Annotated in this window: 22 protein-coding genes; 14 read left to right on the top strand and 8 right to left on the bottom strand. The window is 51.6% G+C overall.

Annotation, left to right across the window (positions count from 1 at the left end; all coding sequences use genetic code 11):
* Nucleotides 1-2: 2 nt before the first annotated feature.
* Together OEW58_08095 and OEW58_08090 are read left to right on the top strand one after the other, a co-directional pair.
* The gene (locus OEW58_08095; GenBank protein ID MDH5301306.1) at nt 3-2,081 is read left to right on the top strand and encodes an EAL domain-containing protein; all 2,079 of its coding nucleotides are present in this window, start codon (nt 3-5) and stop codon (nt 2,079-2,081) included.
* Between the two features lie 29 nt (nt 2,082-2,110).
* Nucleotides 2,111-2,974: a hypothetical protein gene (locus OEW58_08090; GenBank protein MDH5301305.1), complete on the top strand. Its 864-nt coding sequence runs from the start codon at nt 2,111-2,113 to the stop codon at nt 2,972-2,974.
* 55 nt (nt 2,975-3,029) lie between these two features.
* Here the strand turns inward: OEW58_08090 and OEW58_08085 are convergent, their stop codons facing one another.
* Entirely contained in the window at nt 3,030-3,833 is an 804-nt protein-coding gene (locus OEW58_08085; protein MDH5301304.1) for a sel1 repeat family protein, read from the bottom strand.
* 132 nt (nt 3,834-3,965) lie between these two features.
* Between OEW58_08085 and OEW58_08080 the strand changes: the two genes are divergently transcribed.
* The 4 genes from OEW58_08080 (at nt 3,966) to OEW58_08065 (ending at nt 7,702) form a co-directional block, all read left to right on the top strand.
* A complete protein-coding gene (locus OEW58_08080; protein MDH5301303.1) occupies nt 3,966-5,237 on the top strand; it encodes an MFS transporter in 1,272 nt (423 codons plus the stop codon).
* Nucleotides 5,238-5,311: 74 nt separating this feature from the next.
* Nucleotides 5,312-5,926 (top strand): molybdenum cofactor guanylyltransferase, encoded by a 615-nt coding sequence (gene mobA, locus OEW58_08075; GenBank protein MDH5301302.1) that lies wholly within the window; start codon nt 5,312-5,314, stop codon nt 5,924-5,926.
* Entirely contained in the window at nt 5,916-6,461 is a 546-nt protein-coding gene (mobB, locus tag OEW58_08070; protein ID MDH5301301.1) for a molybdopterin-guanine dinucleotide biosynthesis protein B, read from the top strand. The genes mobA and mobB overlap by 11 nt, the downstream gene beginning before the upstream one ends.
* Complete coding sequence (locus tag OEW58_08065; protein MDH5301300.1) at nt 6,458-7,702, top strand: molybdopterin molybdotransferase MoeA; 1,245 nt, start codon at nt 6,458-6,460, stop codon at nt 7,700-7,702. The genes mobB and OEW58_08065 overlap by 4 nt, the downstream gene beginning before the upstream one ends.
* Nucleotides 7,703-7,771: 69 nt before the next feature.
* On the opposite strand, the gene OEW58_08060 is transcribed toward OEW58_08065, so the two are convergent.
* Together OEW58_08060 and OEW58_08055 are read right to left on the bottom strand one after the other, a co-directional pair.
* The gene (locus OEW58_08060) at nt 7,772-8,197 is read right to left on the bottom strand and encodes a hypothetical protein (protein ID MDH5301299.1); all 426 of its coding nucleotides are present in this window, start codon (nt 8,195-8,197) and stop codon (nt 7,772-7,774) included.
* Nucleotides 8,198-8,730: 533 nt separating this feature from the next.
* Entirely contained in the window at nt 8,731-9,477 is a 747-nt protein-coding gene (locus OEW58_08055; protein ID MDH5301298.1) for a hypothetical protein, read from the bottom strand.
* A gap of 248 nt (nt 9,478-9,725) precedes the next feature.
* Between OEW58_08055 and OEW58_08050 the strand changes: the two genes are divergently transcribed.
* The 4 genes from OEW58_08050 (at nt 9,726) to OEW58_08035 (ending at nt 13,089) form a co-directional block, all read left to right on the top strand.
* Nucleotides 9,726-10,799, top strand: a complete 1,074-nt coding sequence (locus OEW58_08050; GenBank protein ID MDH5301297.1) for a 3-deoxy-7-phosphoheptulonate synthase — start codon at nt 9,726-9,728, stop codon at nt 10,797-10,799.
* Between the two features lie 129 nt (nt 10,800-10,928).
* Nucleotides 10,929-12,032 carry a HAMP domain-containing histidine kinase gene (locus tag OEW58_08045; GenBank protein MDH5301296.1) on the top strand — a complete coding sequence of 368 codons (1,104 nt, stop codon included), beginning with the start codon at nt 10,929-10,931 and terminating at the stop codon, nt 12,030-12,032.
* A gap of 14 nt (nt 12,033-12,046) precedes the next feature.
* Nucleotides 12,047-12,583: a response regulator gene (locus OEW58_08040; GenBank protein ID MDH5301295.1), complete on the top strand. Its 537-nt coding sequence runs from the start codon at nt 12,047-12,049 to the stop codon at nt 12,581-12,583.
* A 269-nt stretch (nt 12,584-12,852) separates the two neighbouring features.
* A complete protein-coding gene (locus OEW58_08035; protein MDH5301294.1) occupies nt 12,853-13,089 on the top strand; it encodes a hypothetical protein in 237 nt (78 codons plus the stop codon).
* Between the two features lie 51 nt (nt 13,090-13,140).
* Here the strand turns inward: OEW58_08035 and cobT are convergent, their stop codons facing one another.
* Both cobT and cobU read right to left on the bottom strand, forming a co-directional pair.
* Entirely contained in the window at nt 13,141-14,187 is a 1,047-nt protein-coding gene (gene cobT / locus OEW58_08030) for a nicotinate-nucleotide--dimethylbenzimidazole phosphoribosyltransferase (protein ID MDH5301293.1), read from the bottom strand.
* A 2-nt stretch (nt 14,188-14,189) separates the two neighbouring features.
* Nucleotides 14,190-14,705, bottom strand: coding sequence for a bifunctional adenosylcobinamide kinase/adenosylcobinamide-phosphate guanylyltransferase (gene cobU, locus OEW58_08025; protein ID MDH5301292.1), 516 nt, complete (start codon nt 14,703-14,705; stop codon nt 14,190-14,192).
* A 56-nt stretch (nt 14,706-14,761) separates the two neighbouring features.
* On the opposite strand from cobU, the gene OEW58_08020 reads away from it, so the two are divergent.
* The 3 genes from OEW58_08020 (at nt 14,762) to OEW58_08010 (ending at nt 17,252) form a co-directional block, all read left to right on the top strand.
* On the top strand, nt 14,762-16,195 hold the full coding sequence (locus tag OEW58_08020; protein MDH5301291.1) for a neutral/alkaline non-lysosomal ceramidase N-terminal domain-containing protein: 1,434 nt from the start codon (nt 14,762-14,764) through the stop codon (nt 16,193-16,195).
* A gap of 56 nt (nt 16,196-16,251) precedes the next feature.
* Nucleotides 16,252-16,875 carry a MarC family protein gene (locus OEW58_08015; GenBank protein MDH5301290.1) on the top strand — a complete coding sequence of 208 codons (624 nt, stop codon included), beginning with the start codon at nt 16,252-16,254 and terminating at the stop codon, nt 16,873-16,875.
* 80 nt (nt 16,876-16,955) lie between these two features.
* Nucleotides 16,956-17,252 (top strand): hypothetical protein, encoded by a 297-nt coding sequence (locus tag OEW58_08010; protein MDH5301289.1) that lies wholly within the window; start codon nt 16,956-16,958, stop codon nt 17,250-17,252.
* A gap of 3 nt (nt 17,253-17,255) precedes the next feature.
* On the opposite strand, the gene OEW58_08005 is transcribed toward OEW58_08010, so the two are convergent.
* The 3 genes from OEW58_08005 to OEW58_07995 are packed head-to-tail and all read right to left on the bottom strand — an operon-like array spanning nt 17,256 to nt 19,442.
* A complete protein-coding gene (locus tag OEW58_08005; GenBank protein ID MDH5301288.1) occupies nt 17,256-17,897 on the bottom strand; it encodes an alkaline phosphatase family protein in 642 nt (213 codons plus the stop codon).
* Nucleotides 17,890-18,423 (bottom strand): alkaline phosphatase family protein, encoded by a 534-nt coding sequence (locus OEW58_08000; protein ID MDH5301287.1) that lies wholly within the window; start codon nt 18,421-18,423, stop codon nt 17,890-17,892. Before OEW58_08000 ends, OEW58_08005 begins: the two co-directional genes overlap by 8 nt.
* Nucleotides 18,420-19,442: a quinone-dependent dihydroorotate dehydrogenase gene (locus tag OEW58_07995; protein MDH5301286.1), complete on the bottom strand. Its 1,023-nt coding sequence runs from the start codon at nt 19,440-19,442 to the stop codon at nt 18,420-18,422. Before OEW58_07995 ends, OEW58_08000 begins: the two co-directional genes overlap by 4 nt.
* Before the next feature lie 337 nt (nt 19,443-19,779).
* Here OEW58_07995 and OEW58_07990 point away from each other — a divergent pair.
* Nucleotides 19,780-20,601, top strand: an 822-nt coding sequence (locus tag OEW58_07990) for a HAMP domain-containing protein (protein ID MDH5301285.1), incomplete at its 3' end; no start/stop codon positions are given.

Genomic DNA, 20,601 nt, shown 5'->3' with positions numbered 1-20,601 from the left:
CTATGGATCAGACAACGAATTTCGCCCTGAAAGATTACTCTGGCGCATTCATATTGGTGATGGACGACCAGGATACCATCACTGCCGCCCACGGATTCAGTCCACAGGATCACGCAGCGTATTATCAAAACAATCTGCATCAACTGCCTGCGCCATTTACTGACGTCAGTCAACTAATGCCGAATGTGCATCAGGGTGAAACCGTTTCCACCACACTCAATTTTGCCGATGGTCTTTATCAGGTTGTTGTTCTGCCGAATCGCAAAGATCATTACACCGGCGCGACCATGATGCTGCTTAAACTGTCAGAACAGCAGCGTCATCGGGAAGATTATCAGCACTATCAATTGTTCACCGAGTACAGCAATGACTTTCTGAGTAAATACACCCTGGACGGGCAGTGCACATTCATGTCTGCCTCGGTTGAGCGTGTTTTGGGCTATGCGCCCGATGAAATTCGTGGTCAATCCGTACTGGATTTTCTGCATCCTGACGACAAAAAGGCCCGTCGCAAACTAATCAGCCAGTTGATTGACGACAGTTTCGAAACCCCGGTCAATTACCGTATTCGCCATAAAGAAGGCGGTTACATCTGGCTGGAAACCTACAGCAAGTGCATTACCGAATATGAAAATGGCCAAAGCGTCCAACAAATTGTCGCTGTGTCTCGCGATGTAACTGAACGCAAAGAAACCGAAGAGCGCCTGACCTACTTGGCCAACTACGATTCACTCACCGGCCTGCCCAACCGCGCCCTGTTCCGCGATCGTCTGCGCCGCGCCATGTTGCGCGCGCAGCGCAACAATCGCCGTTTAGCCCTGTTTTTTCTCGACCTGGATCGCTTCAAAAACATTAACGACAGCTTAGGACATCATGCAGGTGATCAGCTATTGCGTGGCGTTGCCAGCCGCTTGGAACAATTCGCCCGCCGCAATGACACTATCGCGCGCCTGGGCGGTGATGAATTCACCATCATCCTCGAAGACATTAACAACTCAGACGACGCTGCGATAGTCGCTCAAAAAATCCTTGAGGTCATGGCGCCCTCTTACATACTCGATGGCCATGAAGTCGTCGCCTCGCCAAGCATTGGCATTACACTCTACCCTGATGACGCAACAGACATGCAGTCATTGCTGAAAAATGCCGACACGGCGATGTATCGTTCAAAAGAAAAGGGCCGAAATCGTTATCAGTTCTACACCGCTGACATGAATGCCAAGGCGTATGAACATCTGATTCTGGAAAACGCCTTGCGCCATGCGCTGGACCGAGAAGAATTCAGACTGTACTTCCAGCCGCAAATCGATTTGCATACCCACGGTGTCATCGGCATCGAAGCCTTGGTGCGTTGGGAACACCCGGAGAAGGGCTTGATTCTGCCCGAACAGTTCGTGCCGTTTGCCGAAGAAACCGGCCTGATTCACCCGATCGGTCAGTGGGTATTGCACGCTGCCTGCAAAGAATTAGTTCGCTGGCAAAAAGCAGGTATTCCGCCGTTGCGGATGGCGCTTAATTTGTCGATGCGCCAGTTCCGTCAAACCAAGTTCGTCGACATGGTGCGCGAAGCCATTCAGGAATACCAGATTAATCCGTCGCTGCTGGAGTTGGAAATTACCGAGAGCTTCCTCGCGCATAACGTCGAGCAAACCGCAGAGACCCTGCATCAACTGCGTGATTTAGGTGTCCACATCTCGGTTGATGATTTCGGGACTGGCTACTCCTCGCTCAGTTATCTGAAGAAATTCCCGCTCAACACGCTAAAAATCGACAAGTCCTTCGTCAAGGATATTTCCACCGATCCCGATGGTGCCACCATCGCCGAAGCCATCATTGCGCTGGGACAAAGCTTGCGGTTACACGTCATTGCCGAGGGCGTGGAAACCCAGGAGCAAGTGTTTTTCCTCCGCAGCCGTGGCTGCGACCGCGTTCAGGGCTTCCTGTTCAGTCGACCACTTTCCTCCACCGAAGCCATGGCCTGGCTGAAGAAAAATCGCTCCAGACCCATACTCAACGAACAACGGGATCTGTGGCCCGAAGCCAGTACGCTACGCCTCGTTCCGCGCTCGCTTAGTGTATAATACTGCGCTCTGCAGACGACGAGGTGGCTATGAATTTTCAAATACTCCGCAACATGGAGGGTTTTACCCGCGACATGTTCAATCGCATCATCGGTTTTCAGGAAAAAGAACATGCTGCCTGGGACAAAACCGCTGATTTTGCGGAACGCATCAAGGGTCTGCCGCTGCACTATCTGGTGTTTAGCAATGCCGACCGTGATCCCGAAACTCATGGCCCCACGGTTGCCCACTATTACCCGCTGCGCAAAGAGATGCTGGCCATCGCGCACTATGCCGCCCAGGTTGCCGACAAACCCGTCGTGGTCGATGCCCATGGACGAAACGGCTTCATCGGCTCACTGCTGGCCCGCGAACTGCCCCAAGGGCAAGTGGTTGGTCTGCGCGATCCCAAAGAAAAACCCAATCAGATCGAAAATTTCATGGACGAAAACTGCTACCGCCAGCAGCCAGGCACCTTGGCCGGCTACGATGGCCCAGCTGACGTTGTTTTTTCATCCTGGATGCCATCCTGTTCCGATATCAGCGACGACATTAATCGCCTAAAACCCAAGCTGGTGGTCTACGTCTACACCGAGCACACTCATCCAGAAACTGCAGAGCCGCAAACCGGCCTGGGCAGTTCGTTTGGTGATCGCCTCAGCGCGGATTACCAACTGATTGATGAGTGGCAAGTCATCCGTTCGCAAGACATGTTCCATGAGGTCTGGCCTGACCTCACCGGCAACATTGAAGAAGTTCGCTTGGTGCGAATTTATTCCAACCAGCCCCTGGAACAACTGCCGCTACCGTCACCGACCGAGGTTTACGATTGGGAAGAAGAATTGCTGATGGCCGAAACCGCGCTTACCGCCAAGCGGGAAATGATGCGTAGCGGCTTCCCCGCGTTCGCCTAAACAACAGACACAAAAAAGGCGCCCGAAGGCGCCTTTCCCTCCGATGCGAACCAACCTAGTTGGCCGCCATGGACTCCCCCAGTACCAACTTGTCCAACTGAACCTGCTGTTGCTCGGTCAGCTTCACTTTCAATAATTCCGCATCGCGGTAACCATCCGCATGGCCTGACAACGACGCACGACGATACCAGTAAACCGCCTGAACCAGGTCCTGCTGCACACCTTCGCCATCCTGATACAACTTACCCATTTGATACTGGGCGCGAGCCATGCCCAGCTTGGCTGACTTGGACATCCATTCTGATGCCTTCTGCAAGTCTTTCTCTACGCCCATACCATTGCTGTACATCAGCCCCAGGTTGTACTGTGCCTCGGCGAAATCCTGCTCGGCCGCCTGCAGGTACAACTGAAATGCCTTGGCTTCATCCTGCTTCACGCCCAAACCACGACGATACATGTTGGCCAAGTTAAACTGCGCCACCGCATACCCTTGATCAGCCGCCTTGCCAAACCAGTAGACGGCTTTGGAATAATTCACATCCATGCCCAAGCCACGCGCATACATTTGCCCCAAGTCAATCTGGGCAGGCGCAAACCCTTGCTGGGCGGAACGCTCAAACCAATGCTTGGCGCGATTCAAATTGCGTAAAATACCATCGCCATCGCGATATTTTTTGGCCAGCAAATACTGACCACGGGCGTCGCCACCTTGGGCGCCACCGGCAGTTGCGCTATCGCTGAAAGCTGAGCCGGGCGCTGTCGCCCCAGCCAAGGCTGTCGAAGTCAGAGAGCTGATACTTAAACCGGCTGCCAACACGAGGGACAGGCGAAAGAAATTGAACAAATACGTGGACATCATTAAGGGGTTCCTGATTCCTGTTCGAGAGACGCCAATATTAAAGGGGGAATATTTATAGCCTCTTAAGGCGTGTTAGAATGAGTCAAAACTCACTAATAATCAATGGTTAAGATGAACGCGCAGACTACCAGAATGGCTCCCAAAAAAGAAATTATCGCCTGGGCAATGTACGATTTTGCCAATTCAGGCTACGCCACCGTGGTACTTACCGCCATATTTAATAGTTATTTTGTTGGCGTCATCGCTGGCCAGCACAGCAACGGCACTGCCACCTTATTATGGACGCTGGCCATCGCCTGCGCCAATTTGCTGGTGCTGCTCAGCGCTCCCATCATTGGCGCCATTGCCGATTACAGCGCCAATAAAAAACGCTTCCTGGCATTTTCCACCTTGGGCTGTGTGCTCTTTACCGCGCTGCTGTCTTTGTGTGGTGAAGGTAACATCGCGCTGGCAATCGGCCTGATTATTTTCGCCACGTTCATGTTTGCCTCTGGAGAAAATCTGGTCGCGGCATTTTTACCGGAAATTTCTCCTGCAGATCACATGGGCAGAATCTCAGCCTTTGGCTGGACCCTGGGATATGTCGGCGGCCTGTTGGTGCTAGGCGTGTGTTTGTACTACGTCAACCTTGCGCAGGCGCGGGGCGACAGCGCAGAGCAATTTGTGCCCGTCACCATGCTCATTGTTGCCGCCGCCTTTGCCTTGGCCGCCAGCCCCACACTGCTGTGGCTAAAAGAGCGTGCAACAGCGCAGCAAAAGCTTCGCGCCAGAGACTATGTAGCTACAGGTTATCAACGCCTGCGACACACCTTAACGCACGCACGCCAACATCAGGACCTGTTTCGCTTTCTGATCGCACTCACGGTTTTCACTGCAGGCATCAACACCGTCATCGTGCTCGCCGCCATTTACGCCCAGGAAGTCATGGGCTTTCAAACCCAGGATACGATTTTGCTCATCCTGGTCGTCAACATTACTGCAGCAATCGGTGCCTTTATTTTTGGTCGCGTACAGGATCGCATCGGTTCCAAGCGAACTCTGATTTTAACCTTACTGATTTGGATTGCAGCAATGCTGCTGGCGTACTTTTCCAGTGAGCGCCTCACCTTCTGGATCGTCGCCAATTTGATTGGATTGGCGCTGGGGGCCAGTCAAAGTGCCGGACGCGCATTGGTCGGCATGTTCTCGCCCGCTGCACGCAGTGGAGAATATTTTGGTCTGTGGGGACTGGCAACCAAACTGGCGGCAATTATCGGCCCACTCAGCTACGGAGTGTTGACCTATCTCAGCGACGGTGATCATCGACTGGCGCTGCTGTGCACAACCCTGTTTTTTATCGGCGGATTATTGCTGCTAACTCGCGTCGATGAACAACGCGGTCGCGATGCGGCACAAATTTCCTGAACATTTGCCGATACGCGACACTCATGATAGAACGTAGACTAACTCCAGCACGCAAACAGTGATTTTCATTTGCCATGCCCAACACACTCGCGTTTCACCAGTCCCTTTGCGTTATCGTACTTGCCGGCGGCAAAAGCACGCGCATGGGCGGAAAAAACAAAAGTCTGCTGCCTCTCAACGGTACACCGCTGATTCAACACGTTCTGCAGCGCATTCCTAAAGATATTCCGCAAATTTTGATCAGCGCTAACGATCACCCCGAACACTACCAGCAATTTGGTTTACCGATCATCGCTGACAACAATCAAAATTACGCCGGGCCGCTGGCCGGCATAGTCAGTTGTGCGCCACACATCAATCACCCTGTCACTCAAATCGTGAGCTGCGACACGCCGCTGTTACCGCTGGACCTGTTTTCCCGCTTGGCGGCTGAACGCCTGCGCCAGCAATGCCCCATCGCCGTTCCCCATGATGGAGAGCGCCTGCAATTGTTAAGCATGCAAATGGAAACAAGCTGTGTTGCCAGCATGGAGGAGGCATTACGCCGCCAGGAGTTTGCGGTTTACCGCTGGCTGCAAACCCAGCGATTTGCCGAACTCGATTGCAGTCACTCTGCGGAGCAATTTGCCAATATCAACACTCCCGATGATCTGAACAGACTCGAATCACGGATTCGTCATGCCCGCTAATAGTTCTCCCCCCATCGTCGGTTTTGTTGCTTACAGCGGCAGTGGAAAAACCACCCTGCTGGAAAAAATCATTCCGCTGTTTCGACAACAGGGGCTGCGGGTAGCGATCATCAAACATGCCCACCATGATTTCGACATTGATCACCCCGGCAAAGACAGCTATCGATTACGTCATGCTGGCGCAACGCAAACCATCGTGGCCTCTGCACAACGCTGGGCACTCATCCACGAAAATCCCAGCCCGGATGCCGAACCAAATTTGAACGAACTCATCAAGCAACTGGATGAACGCCAACTGGATTTAATTCTGGTGGAAGGATTCAAACACGAATCCATACCGCGCATAGAAATACATCGGCCATCGCTTGGCAAGCCGCTGTTGTGCCTACAAGACCCGCGCATCATTGCCCTGGCCTGCGATGAGCGACCAAACGACGCCCCGATCATCCCGCAACTCGACGTCAACAAGCCAAATGAAATTGTGGAATTTATTCTCGGCTACTTCGCCAGCCATTTTTACAGGAAACCATCATGAGTAGTGACACATCCAAACTCCAGCCGTGTGATGAATATGATCCAAACTCTCTTACGGTGGAACAGGCTCGCGAGCGCATAAAAAATCTGGTCACACCGATTGCCGAGACAGAAATCGTCGCCATTGAGCACGCACTCAATCGAGTACTCGCCAAACCAATCACCTCCCCCATGGACGTTCCGCCCTACGCCAATTCGGCCATGGACGGTTATGCTATCCGTGCAGCCGATATCCCCGCTCAAGGCAGTCGAGCTCTGGAAATTGTCGGCAAAATTTTCGCTGGCGCGCCCTATCCTGGCCAATTACAAGCCGGCCAATGCCTGCGCATCATGACAGGTGCGGCAATTCCAGCGGGGGCCGATACCGTATTAATGCAAGAACACGTCGAAGTACATGCATCGCATATTGTCATCGGTCATCAGCATCGTGCGGGTGATAACGTCCGTCACTCCGGCGAAGATATCAAAAAAAATCATGTCGTTTTTCCCGCCGGACATCGCATCAAACCTGCCGACATGGGATTGTTAGCCTCGTTAGGCATTGCCACTGTCACGGTTGCACGACGATTGCGCGTAGCGTTTTTTTCCAGCGGAGACGAACTTAAAATGCTGGACGAGACACTGCAACCCGGCCAGATTTACGATAGCAATCGATACGCATTACTCGGTCTGCTGCAACAGCACAATGTCGACATTGACGATCTGGGCATTGTCGCTGATCAGCCGCAAGCCATTCGCGATGCGTTTTCACGCGCCCATGCCGCCGATATTCTCATCACTACGGGTGGTGTTTCCGTCGGCGACGCCGATTACATCAAACAGATACTCGCCGAACGCGGCCAAGTGGATTTCTGGAAAATCGCGATGAAACCTGGCAAACCGCTCGCCTTCGGCCAGCTCGGCAAAACAATTTTCTTCGGTTTACCCGGCAATCCAGTCTCCGCCATGGTCACATTTCAACAATTTTTGGCCAACTCGCTACAGCAAATGTCCGGTGAAACGCCACGCTCTGCGATTCGTCTGACATTGCGCTGCCTGTCCAAACTTAAAAAAAGTCCGGGTAGAGTTGAATTCCAACGGGGCATATTGTGCTACGACGAAGATGAATTGTGCGTCAAGACAACCGGGCCACAAGGATCTCACGTACTGACATCAATGAGCCAGGCCAACTGTTACATCATTTTGGATAGGGACAACAAAGGGATAAACGCCGGGGAAAAAGTTCTTGTCGAACTAATGTAGCCATTACCTTAATATGAAAAGGGCCACCCCTGGGCAGCCCTTTTCAAACCGGTCATCAAAAACTCGGGCTTATGCCTTAGCAGCTTTAGCCTTACGCTTCTTTGGACCTGCTTTTTTGCGCTTGGAAGCAGCTTTCGCTTTAGCGTTAGCTTTCTTCTCCCACGCTTTTTCCCACTTGGCTTCGAAAGCGGCCAAGGCTTTAGCTTTGGCGGACTTCTTAGCAGAGACAGCTTTTTCAGCGGCTGCCTTCTCCTTGCGGGCAATGGCTGCTTCACGAGCCTTAGCGGCTGCAGCTTTTTTCTTGGCTGCGGCTGCTTTCTTCTTCAGCATCATTGCTTTCTTCTTAGCAACGGCTGCTTTTTTCTTAGCTGCTGCTGCTGCCTTTTTCTTCGCAGCAGCTGCCTTTTTCTTGGCAACAACTGCTTTCACTTTGGAAACTGCAGAAGTTGCCTTCTTAGCAGCTGCCTTTTTCTTACCTGCTTTCTTCTTTGCCATAACTTTTTGCTCCTTATAGCGTCCCCAAGATTATAGCGAACTTATCATCACAAAAAACTACTTCTCACGCAAACCTTTTTCGGAAAAATTGTACATTACTTTAAGAAATTTTGGTTTTTTTTGAAAAGTTTTCCAGTTTTTGGCAATTTTTTTTCGCAAAGAGGCAAATTTTTCCATTTTTGGTCCCCTGAATTTTGATTTTTTGTCTCTCAACATCAGAAAAAGGAACACGGAAAACCTTTTCCCTAACATTCCGCCAGACAAAATCTCTCGACACAAAAAATTTTCGACATGCTTATTACACCGACAACCAAGATTTCCCCCTAACCAACACATCACTCAACAGGAATCCACAATCAGTTGTGGTAAAAATAGTGTGGCTCAACTCAAACCCAACGACATTTTGAGTCCGTACTATCAAAACAAACCCGCTTTGACAATAATAGCCTGCATCACCGCCCTCGCCTCGGTTTTCACCAAACAAAAAAAAGCGCCCTAAAAAGGGCGCTTTCGGAAACGCGGTAACGTTGTGCTTAGAAGCGCAAACCAACTTTCGCACTGTACGAGCTGGCATCCCCGGTTTTATCCGTTTCAAACGCGAAGTTCATCAGACCCATGTTGATATTGGCACCGACAAACCACTTGCTTTGGCTAACATCCACATCCGACAGTGTTGCTGGAGCAGGTAGAGCTTTAAATGTAGCTCCGGGTTTGCTTGTTGCCCAAACTTGACCAATACCTGCATAGGGCGTGATCATCAAAAAGCCTTTGGAGATACTCAGCTCCAATCCCTTGGTATCCAGATCAAGATGATCTGCACCACTCATTTTGGTCATGGTGCCGCGCACAGACACAGCGGGCAACAGCGTGTTACCGCCGACAAAACTGTAGCGAAGCTCACCGCCAAAATAGCTGATGTCTGCGACTGACAAATTGGAATACACCGCGCCGACATCAATACCAAACGGCAAACCTAAGTGTGCATGCAGTTTGGGCATTGGCAACATAGAAACGCTGGATTCACCGATCGCACTGGCCCACTTGTCATCGTTCGCAGGTTTTGTCAGTGTCAACTCGGCACCCACGTCAAAACCAAGAATTCCCAGTGGCTCGGCTGGCGTGATGGCCTTGTAACTCAGTGCCGAGGTCAAATCCTCGCTCAGTGCTTTGAACGCAGCCTGTCCGCCAGTCAAACTGTTAAGGTCAATTGCCGCAGCCTGTACCGATTGCATCCCCAGACCCGCCAATACCGCGCCCACCAACAACGTCTTTTTAAACATAATCCCCTCCTGAAAAGGATACATATTAAAGGTGTCTCTACCAGATCATACGAACCCATTATAGATGCAATATATTGACCGGATTGGGATTTTCGTCACATCTCGGACGTTTTCCCAAGGACAACCAAAGCAAACTCCCCATTTTTTGGCTAAAATTGAACCACCTCTGCGAAAAAACCTTGTCCAACCGGGCAAAGAAAGGGAGAATACACGACCTTTATAATAGTGTAGTTAGCCTGTTAATAGTCATGTCCGAAGCAGAAATCAGCAACATCAACGTTATCTCGCAGCAGCTGTTGCCCACGCCCGATGAAATTAAGCAAAAGCATCCGCTGACACCCCGCGCTGAACAGGTTGTCCTTCAAGGACGTCAAACCCTGCGCAATATTCTGGACCGCAAAGATCACCGCTTGTTTGTCGTGTTGGGTCCCTGCTCCATTCATGATGTAGACGCTGCGCTTGACTATGCACGTCGCCTGAAAAAGCTCGCTGACGAAGTATCCGATACATTGTATCTAGTGATGCGCGTCTATTTCGAAAAGCCGCGTACCACAGTCGGCTGGAAAGGACTCATCAATGATCCGAACATGGATGACTCTTTTAATATAGAAAAGGGTCTGCACACTGCGCGCAGTTTGCTGCTGCAACTTGCGGAAATGGAATTGCCTACCGCCACTGAAGCACTTGATCCCATCACGCCGCAATACTTGTCCGACCTGATCACCTGGACTGCGATTGGTGCGCGTACCACCGAATCACAAACGCACCGTGAAATGGCCAGCGGCTTGTCTACGCCGGTTGGATTCAAGAACGGCACCGATGGTAGCCTGGATGTAGCGATCAACGCACTGCACTCGGCATCTCGCCCACACCACTTCCTCGGCATCAACCAAAACGGACAGTGCGCAGTATTTCATACCCGTGGTAACCGCTATGGGCACGTGGTTCTGCGCGGTGGCGGCGGTACTCCTAATTATGATGCACCACACATCGGCAAAACTGAAAATGAATTGCGCAAGGCTCGACTGCCACTCAACATCACGGTTGATTGCAGCCACGGCAATTCGTCCAAAGATCCAGCCAAACAGGTTTTGGTCACTGAAGATCTGGTACAACAAATCAAAAACGGCAATCACTCCATCCTGGCATTCATGCTGGAGAGCAACCTGGGCTGGGGCAATCAACCTATCCCACAGGATTTGTCACAACTGAAATACGGTGTATCGGTGACCGATGCCTGTATTGACTGGGAAACCACGGAAGAACTCATTCGCAACACCCGCAATGAGTTAAAAAACATCCTGCCAGCACGTGTTCGCTAAATGCTTAAACCGCCCACCAGGGCGGTTTTTCTCAATTTTTGTCTGCTAATTATTTCCCACCCAATTTCGATAACCACTAGAGATTTTGCGAGAACCCACTGCCATCACGGCTTACGCAAGGATCAACGCGTGGAAAACGGAAAACCAACTAACAAATTTGCCAAGCCAGATTGCGATACCCAAAAGGGTTTGTTTAATTCGCTTTACAATGCTTACCAGCAACCCATTCTGTTGTTTGACGAGTACGCCTCCCTGTCTGCAATGAATCGCGCAGCACAGCGTTTTTTCCCGGAGAACACACCACAGGATACAAATCTGTACGCATTAATACCTCATTGCGATCGAACTGCATTGTCAAAGGAACTGGATAGCATTGCTCCCGAGCCTTTGGAAATTAATCTGGAGACATTCGGCCTCAGTGGCAAATTGCAGCGCTTGGTCATGCCTGGGCTTCCTTTGGATAAACATCTACTGCTCACTGTCCAAACGCGCCCCCATAATCATAGCGTTCGCCCATCCAGCTTCGATTTTCTGTCCCGCGTTGCCACGGAACTAAAGACACCATTGAATGCCATCATCGGTTTTTCAAGTATCATGGACTTAACGTCTGATCGCATCACTCAAGCAGAGATCAAAGATTTTGCCGGCGAAATTTACCGTTCAGGCAATCATATCCTGTCGGTGGTTCGTTACATTTCAGATCTGTCACAAATCGAATCCGGACAGATGAATTTGCAGATTCGCACCCTGGATTGTCACCAAATCCTTGATACCTGTTTGAACGAGCTACAGCCAATGATGGAGAAACGCAACATCGGCATCATCCGCGCCTATCAACAATCCAATTTGGTTAATGCCGACGAACAGCGTCTCAAACAAGTGTTGATCAGCCTGCTATCCAATGCAATCAAATACAATCGACAAAACGGCAGAATTACCATTCGCTGCAACCCTAAACCCAACGGTGAATTTGTCATCAGTATTAGTGATACCGGTAAAGGACTTAAACCCCAACAAATCAACCATCTGTTTGAACCATTTAATCGTTTTGACGCCTACTCCGAGGGTGTGGAGGGTGCCGGCATTGGACTGATCACCACTCGCCACCTGCTGGAAAAGATGGGCGGACGCATTTGGGCCGAAAGCCAAATCAACAAAGGCAGTACCTTTTCCATCAGCCTGCCCTGCCCCAGCAAAACCCCTCCCACGCTGCATCCAAAAGCCAAACGGTAGTAATCACAAAATTTTTGCGTAAATATTCGCATTTTGTGATTTTACCGCTCAGCTTTTCCGCCGAATCGCAGATAAATAGGAATCGTCGTTATTTTTCGTCTGTCACAACGACAGCTGCTGGGAAATATACAAAAGATTTTTTGGGGGGGATATCTGTGACCGAGAGCCACACTTGCGCCACTTACCAACGCCGTCGTGTGTTATACATTGAAGACAATGCCCCCAATCTCAAGCTAGTCAAACTGTTCTATAAAAAAAATCCACAAATTGAACTAGATACCAGCACCAGTGCCGAAGAAGGCTTCGCACTCATCGCTCAGCATCATTACGATTTGATTTTGATGGATATCAATTTACCCGGCATTAATGGCATTGAAGCCACTCAACGATTGCGCCATACCAATCCACAACTACCCATTGTCGCCATTAGCGCTAATGCTATGCCCGCAGAAGTTGAATATGCCATGGCCCACGGCTTCAGCGCTTATTTTACCAAACCCATTGATGGCCAAAAATTACTCCAGGAAACAGATCGGCTACTTGGTCTTTGAATAGCGGTCCATCTGCAAATTAGAACAAATCCAGACCAAATACTGTATCTCACAACAATCAAACTAACCTGTTCAAATTAGGATATTTTTCAATTACTCCAGCGCAAAACCCCTCGCTAAACAAAGAAATCATCCCTAAAAAGACGATCACTCTCGGTCTAGTTTTTTGTCCGGAAGACGATGCAATACATAGCAGTCTGAAATTTTTTTGGTAACAACGGTGCGGCTATTGCACCACTTAAAGTGCCCCCTAGGACAGGAGACAGCCTATGATCAAAGCATCCCTCATCGGCCCATTCGATCGAATTCTACGTGTCGTCTTTGGTGTCATGCTGCTAATCGTCACCTATGCTATGAACATCACCAGCACCTGGTTTGCGGCGATGCACGTATTAACCATCTACCTTTGGATTACTACCATGGTAGTTTGGGATCCTTTCTATGCCGTGATCAACAAGTGTGTAGAAATTTATCGTGAGCATCGCGATTTACGCGGCGAGTTTTGATTAACAGCGACAACAGTAGAAAAAAAATCGGCCCTGTTCAGGGCCGATTTTTTAATTGGATTTTTCAGAAACGCCGGCCTGGGCAAACGTCGCCATTTGTCCATGCAGCGCACACGCCGCCTGCAACAGAGACACAGCAACAGCCGCACCGCTGCCTTCACCCAAACGCATCCCAAGATCCAGTAGCGGTTTTGCATCTAACGCATTCATCATCGCTACATGACCGGGTTCTGCCGATGCATGGGCAAACACCATCCAATCGCGTACGCCAGCATTGATGCGACAAGCCAACAGCGCCGACGCCGATGCAATAAACCCATCAACCACGATAGTCATGCCTTGTTGCGCAGCAGCGATATAGGCGCCAGTCATCGCGGCAATTTCAAATCCACCCACACAGCGCAATGCCTCTAGTGGTGCATTTGCAGCCAGCGAATGCAGCGCCAACGCCTGTTCAATCACCTGCGCCTTGTGCGCCACACCCGCCGCATCAATGCCAGTACCTGGACCAACAATTTGCGCAGCCGGTTTAGACAATAACGCACACGCCACTGCCGTGGCCGCAGTGGTATTGGCAATACCCATTTCACCCGCGATAAAAACGTTCGCGCCATTTTGCTTGGCCCGCGTCACGGCTTCCTGACCAATAGCCAAAGCCTGCTGCAGTTGCGCTTCGCTCATGGCCGCCTGCCTGGCAAGATTTTGCGTACCTGCGGCGACACGACGATCCAGTACACCGTCCATCGGTGCTAATTCGCCAACGGTGCCGCAGTTAAACACTTCCAGCCTGGCTTGATGCATACGCGCCATCACACTGATCGCGGCGCCACCACGGGCAAAATTTTTCACCATTTCGCCAGTCACCACCTGCGGAAACGCTGACACACCTTCGTCAGCCACGCCGTGGTCACCGGCAAAAACACCGATGTAAACACCATCAATTTGCGGCAACTCCCGACCTTGCAGTCCGGCCAATTGAATAGCCAAACTTTCCAGCCGACCTAATGAACCAGGTGGTTTGGTTAACGTCCCCTGACGCTCGCTGGCTCGCTGTTGAGCCCCAACATCCACGGATGCCACCGATTGTTCAAACCACATATTTATCCTTTCAACTGTTGAGCCAGTCCAGCGATGACCAGACTAACCCGATCACATTCTGCCGCCAGCGCCTGATGCAAGCGCCCTGCTTCATCGCAAAAACGGCGGCTTAACTCCCCCATGGGAACCACGCCTAAACTGGTTTCGTTACTTACTAAAATAATCTGTCCGGGGGCATTCACCACGGCAGCGACCAATTGCTGCCGTAACTGCGCCATCGCGGTCGGCGACGGCTGGTTCATCAGCTGATTCGTCAGCCACAACGTCAGACAATCCACCAACAAACAGCGGTGACTGGCCGCCTCGGCCGTCAGTCGTTCGGCCAACGCCAACGGCTCCTCTATTCCACGCCAGGCCGAAGGGCGCCGCTGCTGGTGCAGTTCGATGCGCTGACGCATTTCGTCGTCCCAGGCCTGAGCCGTGGCGATGTAACACACCTCCAGCCCACTGCGTTGCGCCAGGTCCTCGGCATAGGCCGATTTTCCCGAGCGTACGCCCCCCAGTATCAAATGCTTCATGCTTTCTTCCCTTCGCGTTCGGTTGGCGATTATATCAGCCACCACTGACAGCGTCTGTGCAGATAACCGGCGACAATCTGCTAAACTTCTCCGCTATGCTGAAGAACAAGATTACCCGTCGTCGCCGCTTAATCATCCTGCTGTTGCTGGTTTGCAGCCTGTGCATTGTGGGCATTGGCCCGTGGCCGGTCGATGATACCCCGTATACTGACACCAGCTACGCACACGACACCCTGGCACCATTGCAGACTCGCCAATACCCGCAGCAAGCCTTGCCGCTATTCGGGGGCTTCGCCAGTGCCGACATTACGCCCGCGCCGGGTTCGCCGATGGGTGGTTATTCGGCGCGTGATCCCAAAGAAAATCAGGGCGCACTCAGCCCGGTGTATGCCAAGGCCATCACCATCAGTAACGGGACGCAGCAGGTCACGCTGCTCGGAGCCGAGTTATTGTTGCCCATGCCGGAATTGGTCGACGAAGTCAGTCGGCTTAGCCACATTCCCCGCGAGCAATTATTTTTTACCGCGACCCACACCCATTCCGGTCCGGGAGGATACGCGCACGGTCTGGTGGAACAACAAACCTTGGGCGAATTTAACGCGAGCTACTTCCGTCAACTGACCCAGTCGCTGGCCGACATTGCCCGTCAAAGCCGCAGCCAACAGCAACCCATTTCATTGCGCTATCAACGCCTGGACATGGATGCGGCCACGGCTGACAGTTTTGTCTACAACCAACTCCACCAAGATGGCCACAACGAACGCAGCAGTTTGCACTGGCTGCAAATGCGTGATGCGCAAAACCAACCACTGGCCAACCTCATCACCTTTAACGCGCACGCCACTTTTTTAGGCAAACTCAATCATCAAATCAGCGGTGATTATCCTGGCCTGCTGCAATCGCTGTTGGAAAAACAATTGAACAGTCCGGTGCTGTTTGCCTCGGGCGGCGTCGGCGGTGCCTTGCCCATCGGTCACGGAAAAATTCCCGATGGCGAAGTGACAACACAACTCGCACAAATGCAGGACATGAGCGACCGCTTGGTTCAGTGGTTTGCGCAACAGAAACAGCAAGCGCAATGGCAGGCCGATCAGGCCGTGCTCGACGTTGCACTCATTCCGGTGGAATTACCCAGTCAGCAATTTCGCATCGGCGATCAATGGCGACTCAGCCCATTGTTGGTTGGCGCGGTATTCCATGACCGCAACAGCTATATCCACGCACTGCGCATTGGTCCGCTGTTTTTATTCGGTCAACCCGCCGATTACGCCAATGAACTCACCCAACGTTTAGAGCAATGGGGACAAGAGCGCGGCGTTTATACCTGGGTCACCGGATTCAACGGCGACTACATCGGCTACCTCATGCCCGCTGATCGCTATGATCAGGATCACTACACCGTGCGCAAGGTCAATTTCTTTGGCCGCTGGGCCGGCGATTACCTCAACGAGGTTTGCAAAACCTTCATCCAGCAGGCGACAAACAACTAAAGCCTGGCATACAAAATGCCGCAGCTAACGTGTATGCACGGCATTGCGGAGTCTTCATGCTGGAATTTTTTATCAATACTTTTATTGTGCTGTTTGTGGTGCTGGACCCCATCGGGGTTGCGCCGATTTTTGCTGTCCTGACGCAAAACGAAACCGTCGCCCAACGCCGGGCCATCGCCCTGCGCGGTACACTGATCGCAGCAATTTTATTATTTTTGTTCGCCCTGGGTGGCCACGTTTTGTTGGGCAGCCTCGGCATCAGCATGGATGCATTTCGCATTGCCGGTGGCGTGCTGCTGTTTTTACTCGCCATCGACATGGTGTTCGCCCGCCAATCGGGTTTGCGCTCCACCACCCATGGCGAAGAATCCGAAGCCAAACAGCGTACCGACATCAGCGTGTTTCCCCTGGCCATTCCGCTGATCGCCGGCCCCGGTGCCATGACCACGCTGTTGCTTCTGCTCGGCGAAGCCGAAGAACAAGCGCCGTTGATCGGCATTGTGCTAGGCACCTTGGCGCTTGTGTTGATATTGCACTACATCGCCCTGATTTTTTCGGCCCAAATCATGGCCATCTTGGGGCAAACCGGAACCAATGTGGTTGGTCGCGTCCTCGGACTGCTGCTCGCCGCCCTGGCCATCCAGTACATACTGGATGGGTTGTTACACCAATTTAGCTAATGTTTTTTGGGGCATGAATTTGCAAACCAGCAGCCGCAATTCTATGCTCAGTTTGATCATCCAAAAAAGGAGACGGGGCTATGCTGAACGAACTTTCTCCCATCGTCGACCAGTGGTATCAACACCCGGATCAGGGGCAACCTTTTCTGATCGTTGACATTGACGATGATGCAGAGGCCATAGAAATTCAATACTTTGACGGCACCATGGACGAGCTTTCATTTTCTGAGTGGGAAGGAATGACCATTGAGGAATGCGCAACGCCTGATAGCTGGAGCGGGGGTCTTGAAGAACCGGACGCCGAGATCGACGAAATCACCGCCGAGTTTTTGGATGACGACGATGATTGGAACAACTCCTACGAAACCATGGGCTAGCCGCTAGCCACTGCCCGTCAAACAAATCAGCGGGATGTAAACCTCCTGGCGGCTCAGACCGCCGTGTACGCCCCGCTGATTGAAAGCTTTTTCCCCCAGCAGCCTATCCTTGATCACGTAGTTGGATTTCATCAGCAAGGTGTAATCGCCAATCCTGTCCAGTAATTTGGGATGAATCTCGCCGGGTCCAAAATACCCCTGCTGCACCAACTCCCGACTGGGACGAGCCTCACAAAACTCCTGCAGATGGGTTTGAACATAGGCTTCAAACGCAGCTTCTCGACCAGGTTTGAGATAGCAGTACGCCGCACGCGGTTCGCCACACAACGGATGACTGAGCATCGCCTGCAACTCAGGGTGTTGTTCCAGGTGAATCACCTGAGTCAGCTCCGTATCAACCAAACCATGGTCGGCAGTAATCAGCACACAAGCATCGCTGCCAGCCAACGAATCGGCCAGCGCTTCCAGCGCAGCATCCAGTTCCGCAAAATGCTGCTGCGTCTGCGGGCTGTTCATGCCGTACACATGACCGTCGTGATCCAGTTGCGCCCAGTAGACATAACTGAACGTACGACTATCCTGAGCCAGCACCTTGTTCAATTGTTTGAAACAGCCAGCGAGATTGTCGTAGCCCAGATTATTCACATCCGGTAAAACAGTTGGAGAATGGCGAATTCAACAGGCGCTGTTCACTCACCACATACACGTGACGATCCAGCCGCGAATAATAACCCGTCGCATCCACCACCTGACTGATGTCGATTCCCTGCCGTTGAAAACTGACATTGCCACAACGAGAGGTGAACGGCAGAATCGCAGTCACTGCCCCCAGCTCCTGCAGGTACATAAACCAGCCGGTCAGCGCATGTTGCGCGGGCGCCAGCCCGGACATCACCGAGGTAATCGCCGCACTGGTCGTGGTTGGAAACACCGATGTCAGCGACTGCTGACAATGCCGCTGTAAAAAACTGCCTTGCTGGCGCTGCAAAAAATCGTAGCCCAGGCCATCAATCACCAGCAGCACCAGATGCTGCGCCTGCTGCAATGGTTCCAGCGGCAACCCGGCCAAAGGCGGATGTGCGCTGCTTGGATCACCACTGGCCAGACGAATACTGCTGATTAAATTAATCAGCCCTGCGCCCTGGTAATCCGGCTGGACAAATTCGGTCATCGCATCTTCGCCAACGCGCTGGCCACGTCATTCACCAGCGCCGGACCGCGATAAATCAAACCGCTATAGACTTGAACCAGTTTGGCTCCCGCTTCGATTTTCGCCACGGCGTCGGCACCGCACATGATGCCGCCAGCAGCGATAATGGGCAGCGCCTCGCCCAGCTCGGCTTTCAGCGCCCGCACCACTTCCGTTGACTTGTGCGTCAGCGGCGCGCCACTCAGGCCGCCTGTTTCATTGGCATTTTTCATCCCTTCGACGCCTTCGCGACCGATGGTGGTGTTGGTGGCAATCACGCCGTCGATGCCGTTTTCTTTCAGCAGACGGGCAATGGTTTTAATTTGCTCGTGATCCAGATCGGGGGCAATCTTCACCACCAGCGGCACGTAGCGACCACGCTCGGCAGCCAATTGCTGCTGGCGATTTTTCAGTGAGCTGAGCAATAGTTGCATTTCGTCACCCTGCTGCAACTGGCGCAGATTCTTGGTGTTGGGCGAAGAAATGTTGATCGTGATGTAGCTGGCCAGATCGTAGGACTTTTCCAGACCAATCAAATAATCATCGGTGGCTTTTTCAATGGGCGTATCGAAATTTTTGCCGATGTTAATGCCAAGCACTCCATCAAAGGGCGTCCGCTTCACCTGCTCGAGCAGGTAATCCACCCCAAGATTATTAAACCCCATGCGATTGATAATGCCCTCGCCTTCGACCACCCGGAACAAACGCGGCTTGGGATTGCCCGGCTGCGGGCGCGGCGTCACGGTACCGATCTCGACAAAACCGAACCCCAGCGCCGCCAACCCGAGAATGTGCTCGCCATTCTTGTCCAGGCCCGCCGCCAAACCCACCCGATTGGGAAAGCGGATGCCCATGACCTCGACGCTATCCTCAACCTTGGCTTTGGCCAGACAACCGGCCAGCCCAAGACCTTGGAGCAAGTCTAATGATTTCAGGGTCAATTGATGCGCGCGCTCAGCATCAAGACGGAATAACACTGGTTTGATCAGGGGATAGAGCATGCAATTTACAATTCACTGGAAATTAAGGGAGACGGCTATTGTAAATCCTGCGCGGGCATATGCCCACCATTAGTGACTAGTTCACTTTCTGCTCAACAAACTGTGAACTGGCCGGCAAAACCAGGCATTTACAAGACAAAAAACTTCAAATCCTCAAAAAACGTCACGTTTTGTTTGAGACTAATCTCGCAGTTTACATTTGAGTTACATTCAACCATCCCGGCGGCAGACGAAAACCTACCATGCAACAGTAGTAACCAGCACATCCAAACCAAGCATTGCTGTACTTCAACAACAACATGGTAGTGACGCTTTAATTCTGGATCAGGAGAGTACTATGAACATGCTTATCAATCTGTCTGTAAGATCAAAAATCATTATTCTCGCCAGCACCCTGATTATCGCCGCGCTGACCCTGACTGCCACCGGCATCAGCAGTTTGCAATCCATCGGTAATGAACTTCACGATATCACCAGCAACGACATGCCTCTAACCAAGAGCATGACGAGTATTACCGAACATCAGTTGGAACAATCCATCACTATGGAAAAAGCTTTGCGCTATGGCAACGTATTGGCTGAAGAAAAAACCGCGCGTGAAGGTTACCAAAAAGCGCTGGAAGAATTTAAGAAGCTGGGAGCCACTGTTGATGAAGAACTAAAAGAAGCTGAGAAAATTGCAAAACAGGGCTTGGACACCGCGCACAACAAAGAGCAAATCGAAGAGTTCACCAAGCTGTTGACACAAATCATCGCGTTGGAAAAAGCCCATGCCAGCTACGATCGAAAAGTAGAAGCGATTTTCCAACTGGTAGCAAAAAATAATTTGCACGAAGCTGCCTTAGCTGCAGAAGAAGTGGAAAAACTGGAAGAACAGCTCAACAAGGATCTCAGCAACGTGCTGGCTGAAGTTGAAAAATTCACCGCAGACGCTATCGACACCGTGGAAAAAGAAGAAGCGAAGGCCATCAGTACGATGAGCATCGTCACCATCGTCGGCATGATTATCGGTGTCACCCTGTCATTAGCCATTATCAGCAGCATCGTTCGTGGTTTAAATAAAGCTGTCAGTGCCTCTGAACGCATCGCCCAAGGTGATCTGACACAAGACCTGCAAGCACATTCCAGCGACGAAATCGGCAAATTGATTTCATCAATG

Source organism: Gammaproteobacteria bacterium (assembly GCA_029884425.1).
In the GTDB taxonomy this organism is placed as follows: domain Bacteria; phylum Pseudomonadota; class Gammaproteobacteria; order S012-40; family S012-40; genus JAOUHV01.
This window is presented reverse-complemented; position numbering and strand designations above follow the sequence as displayed.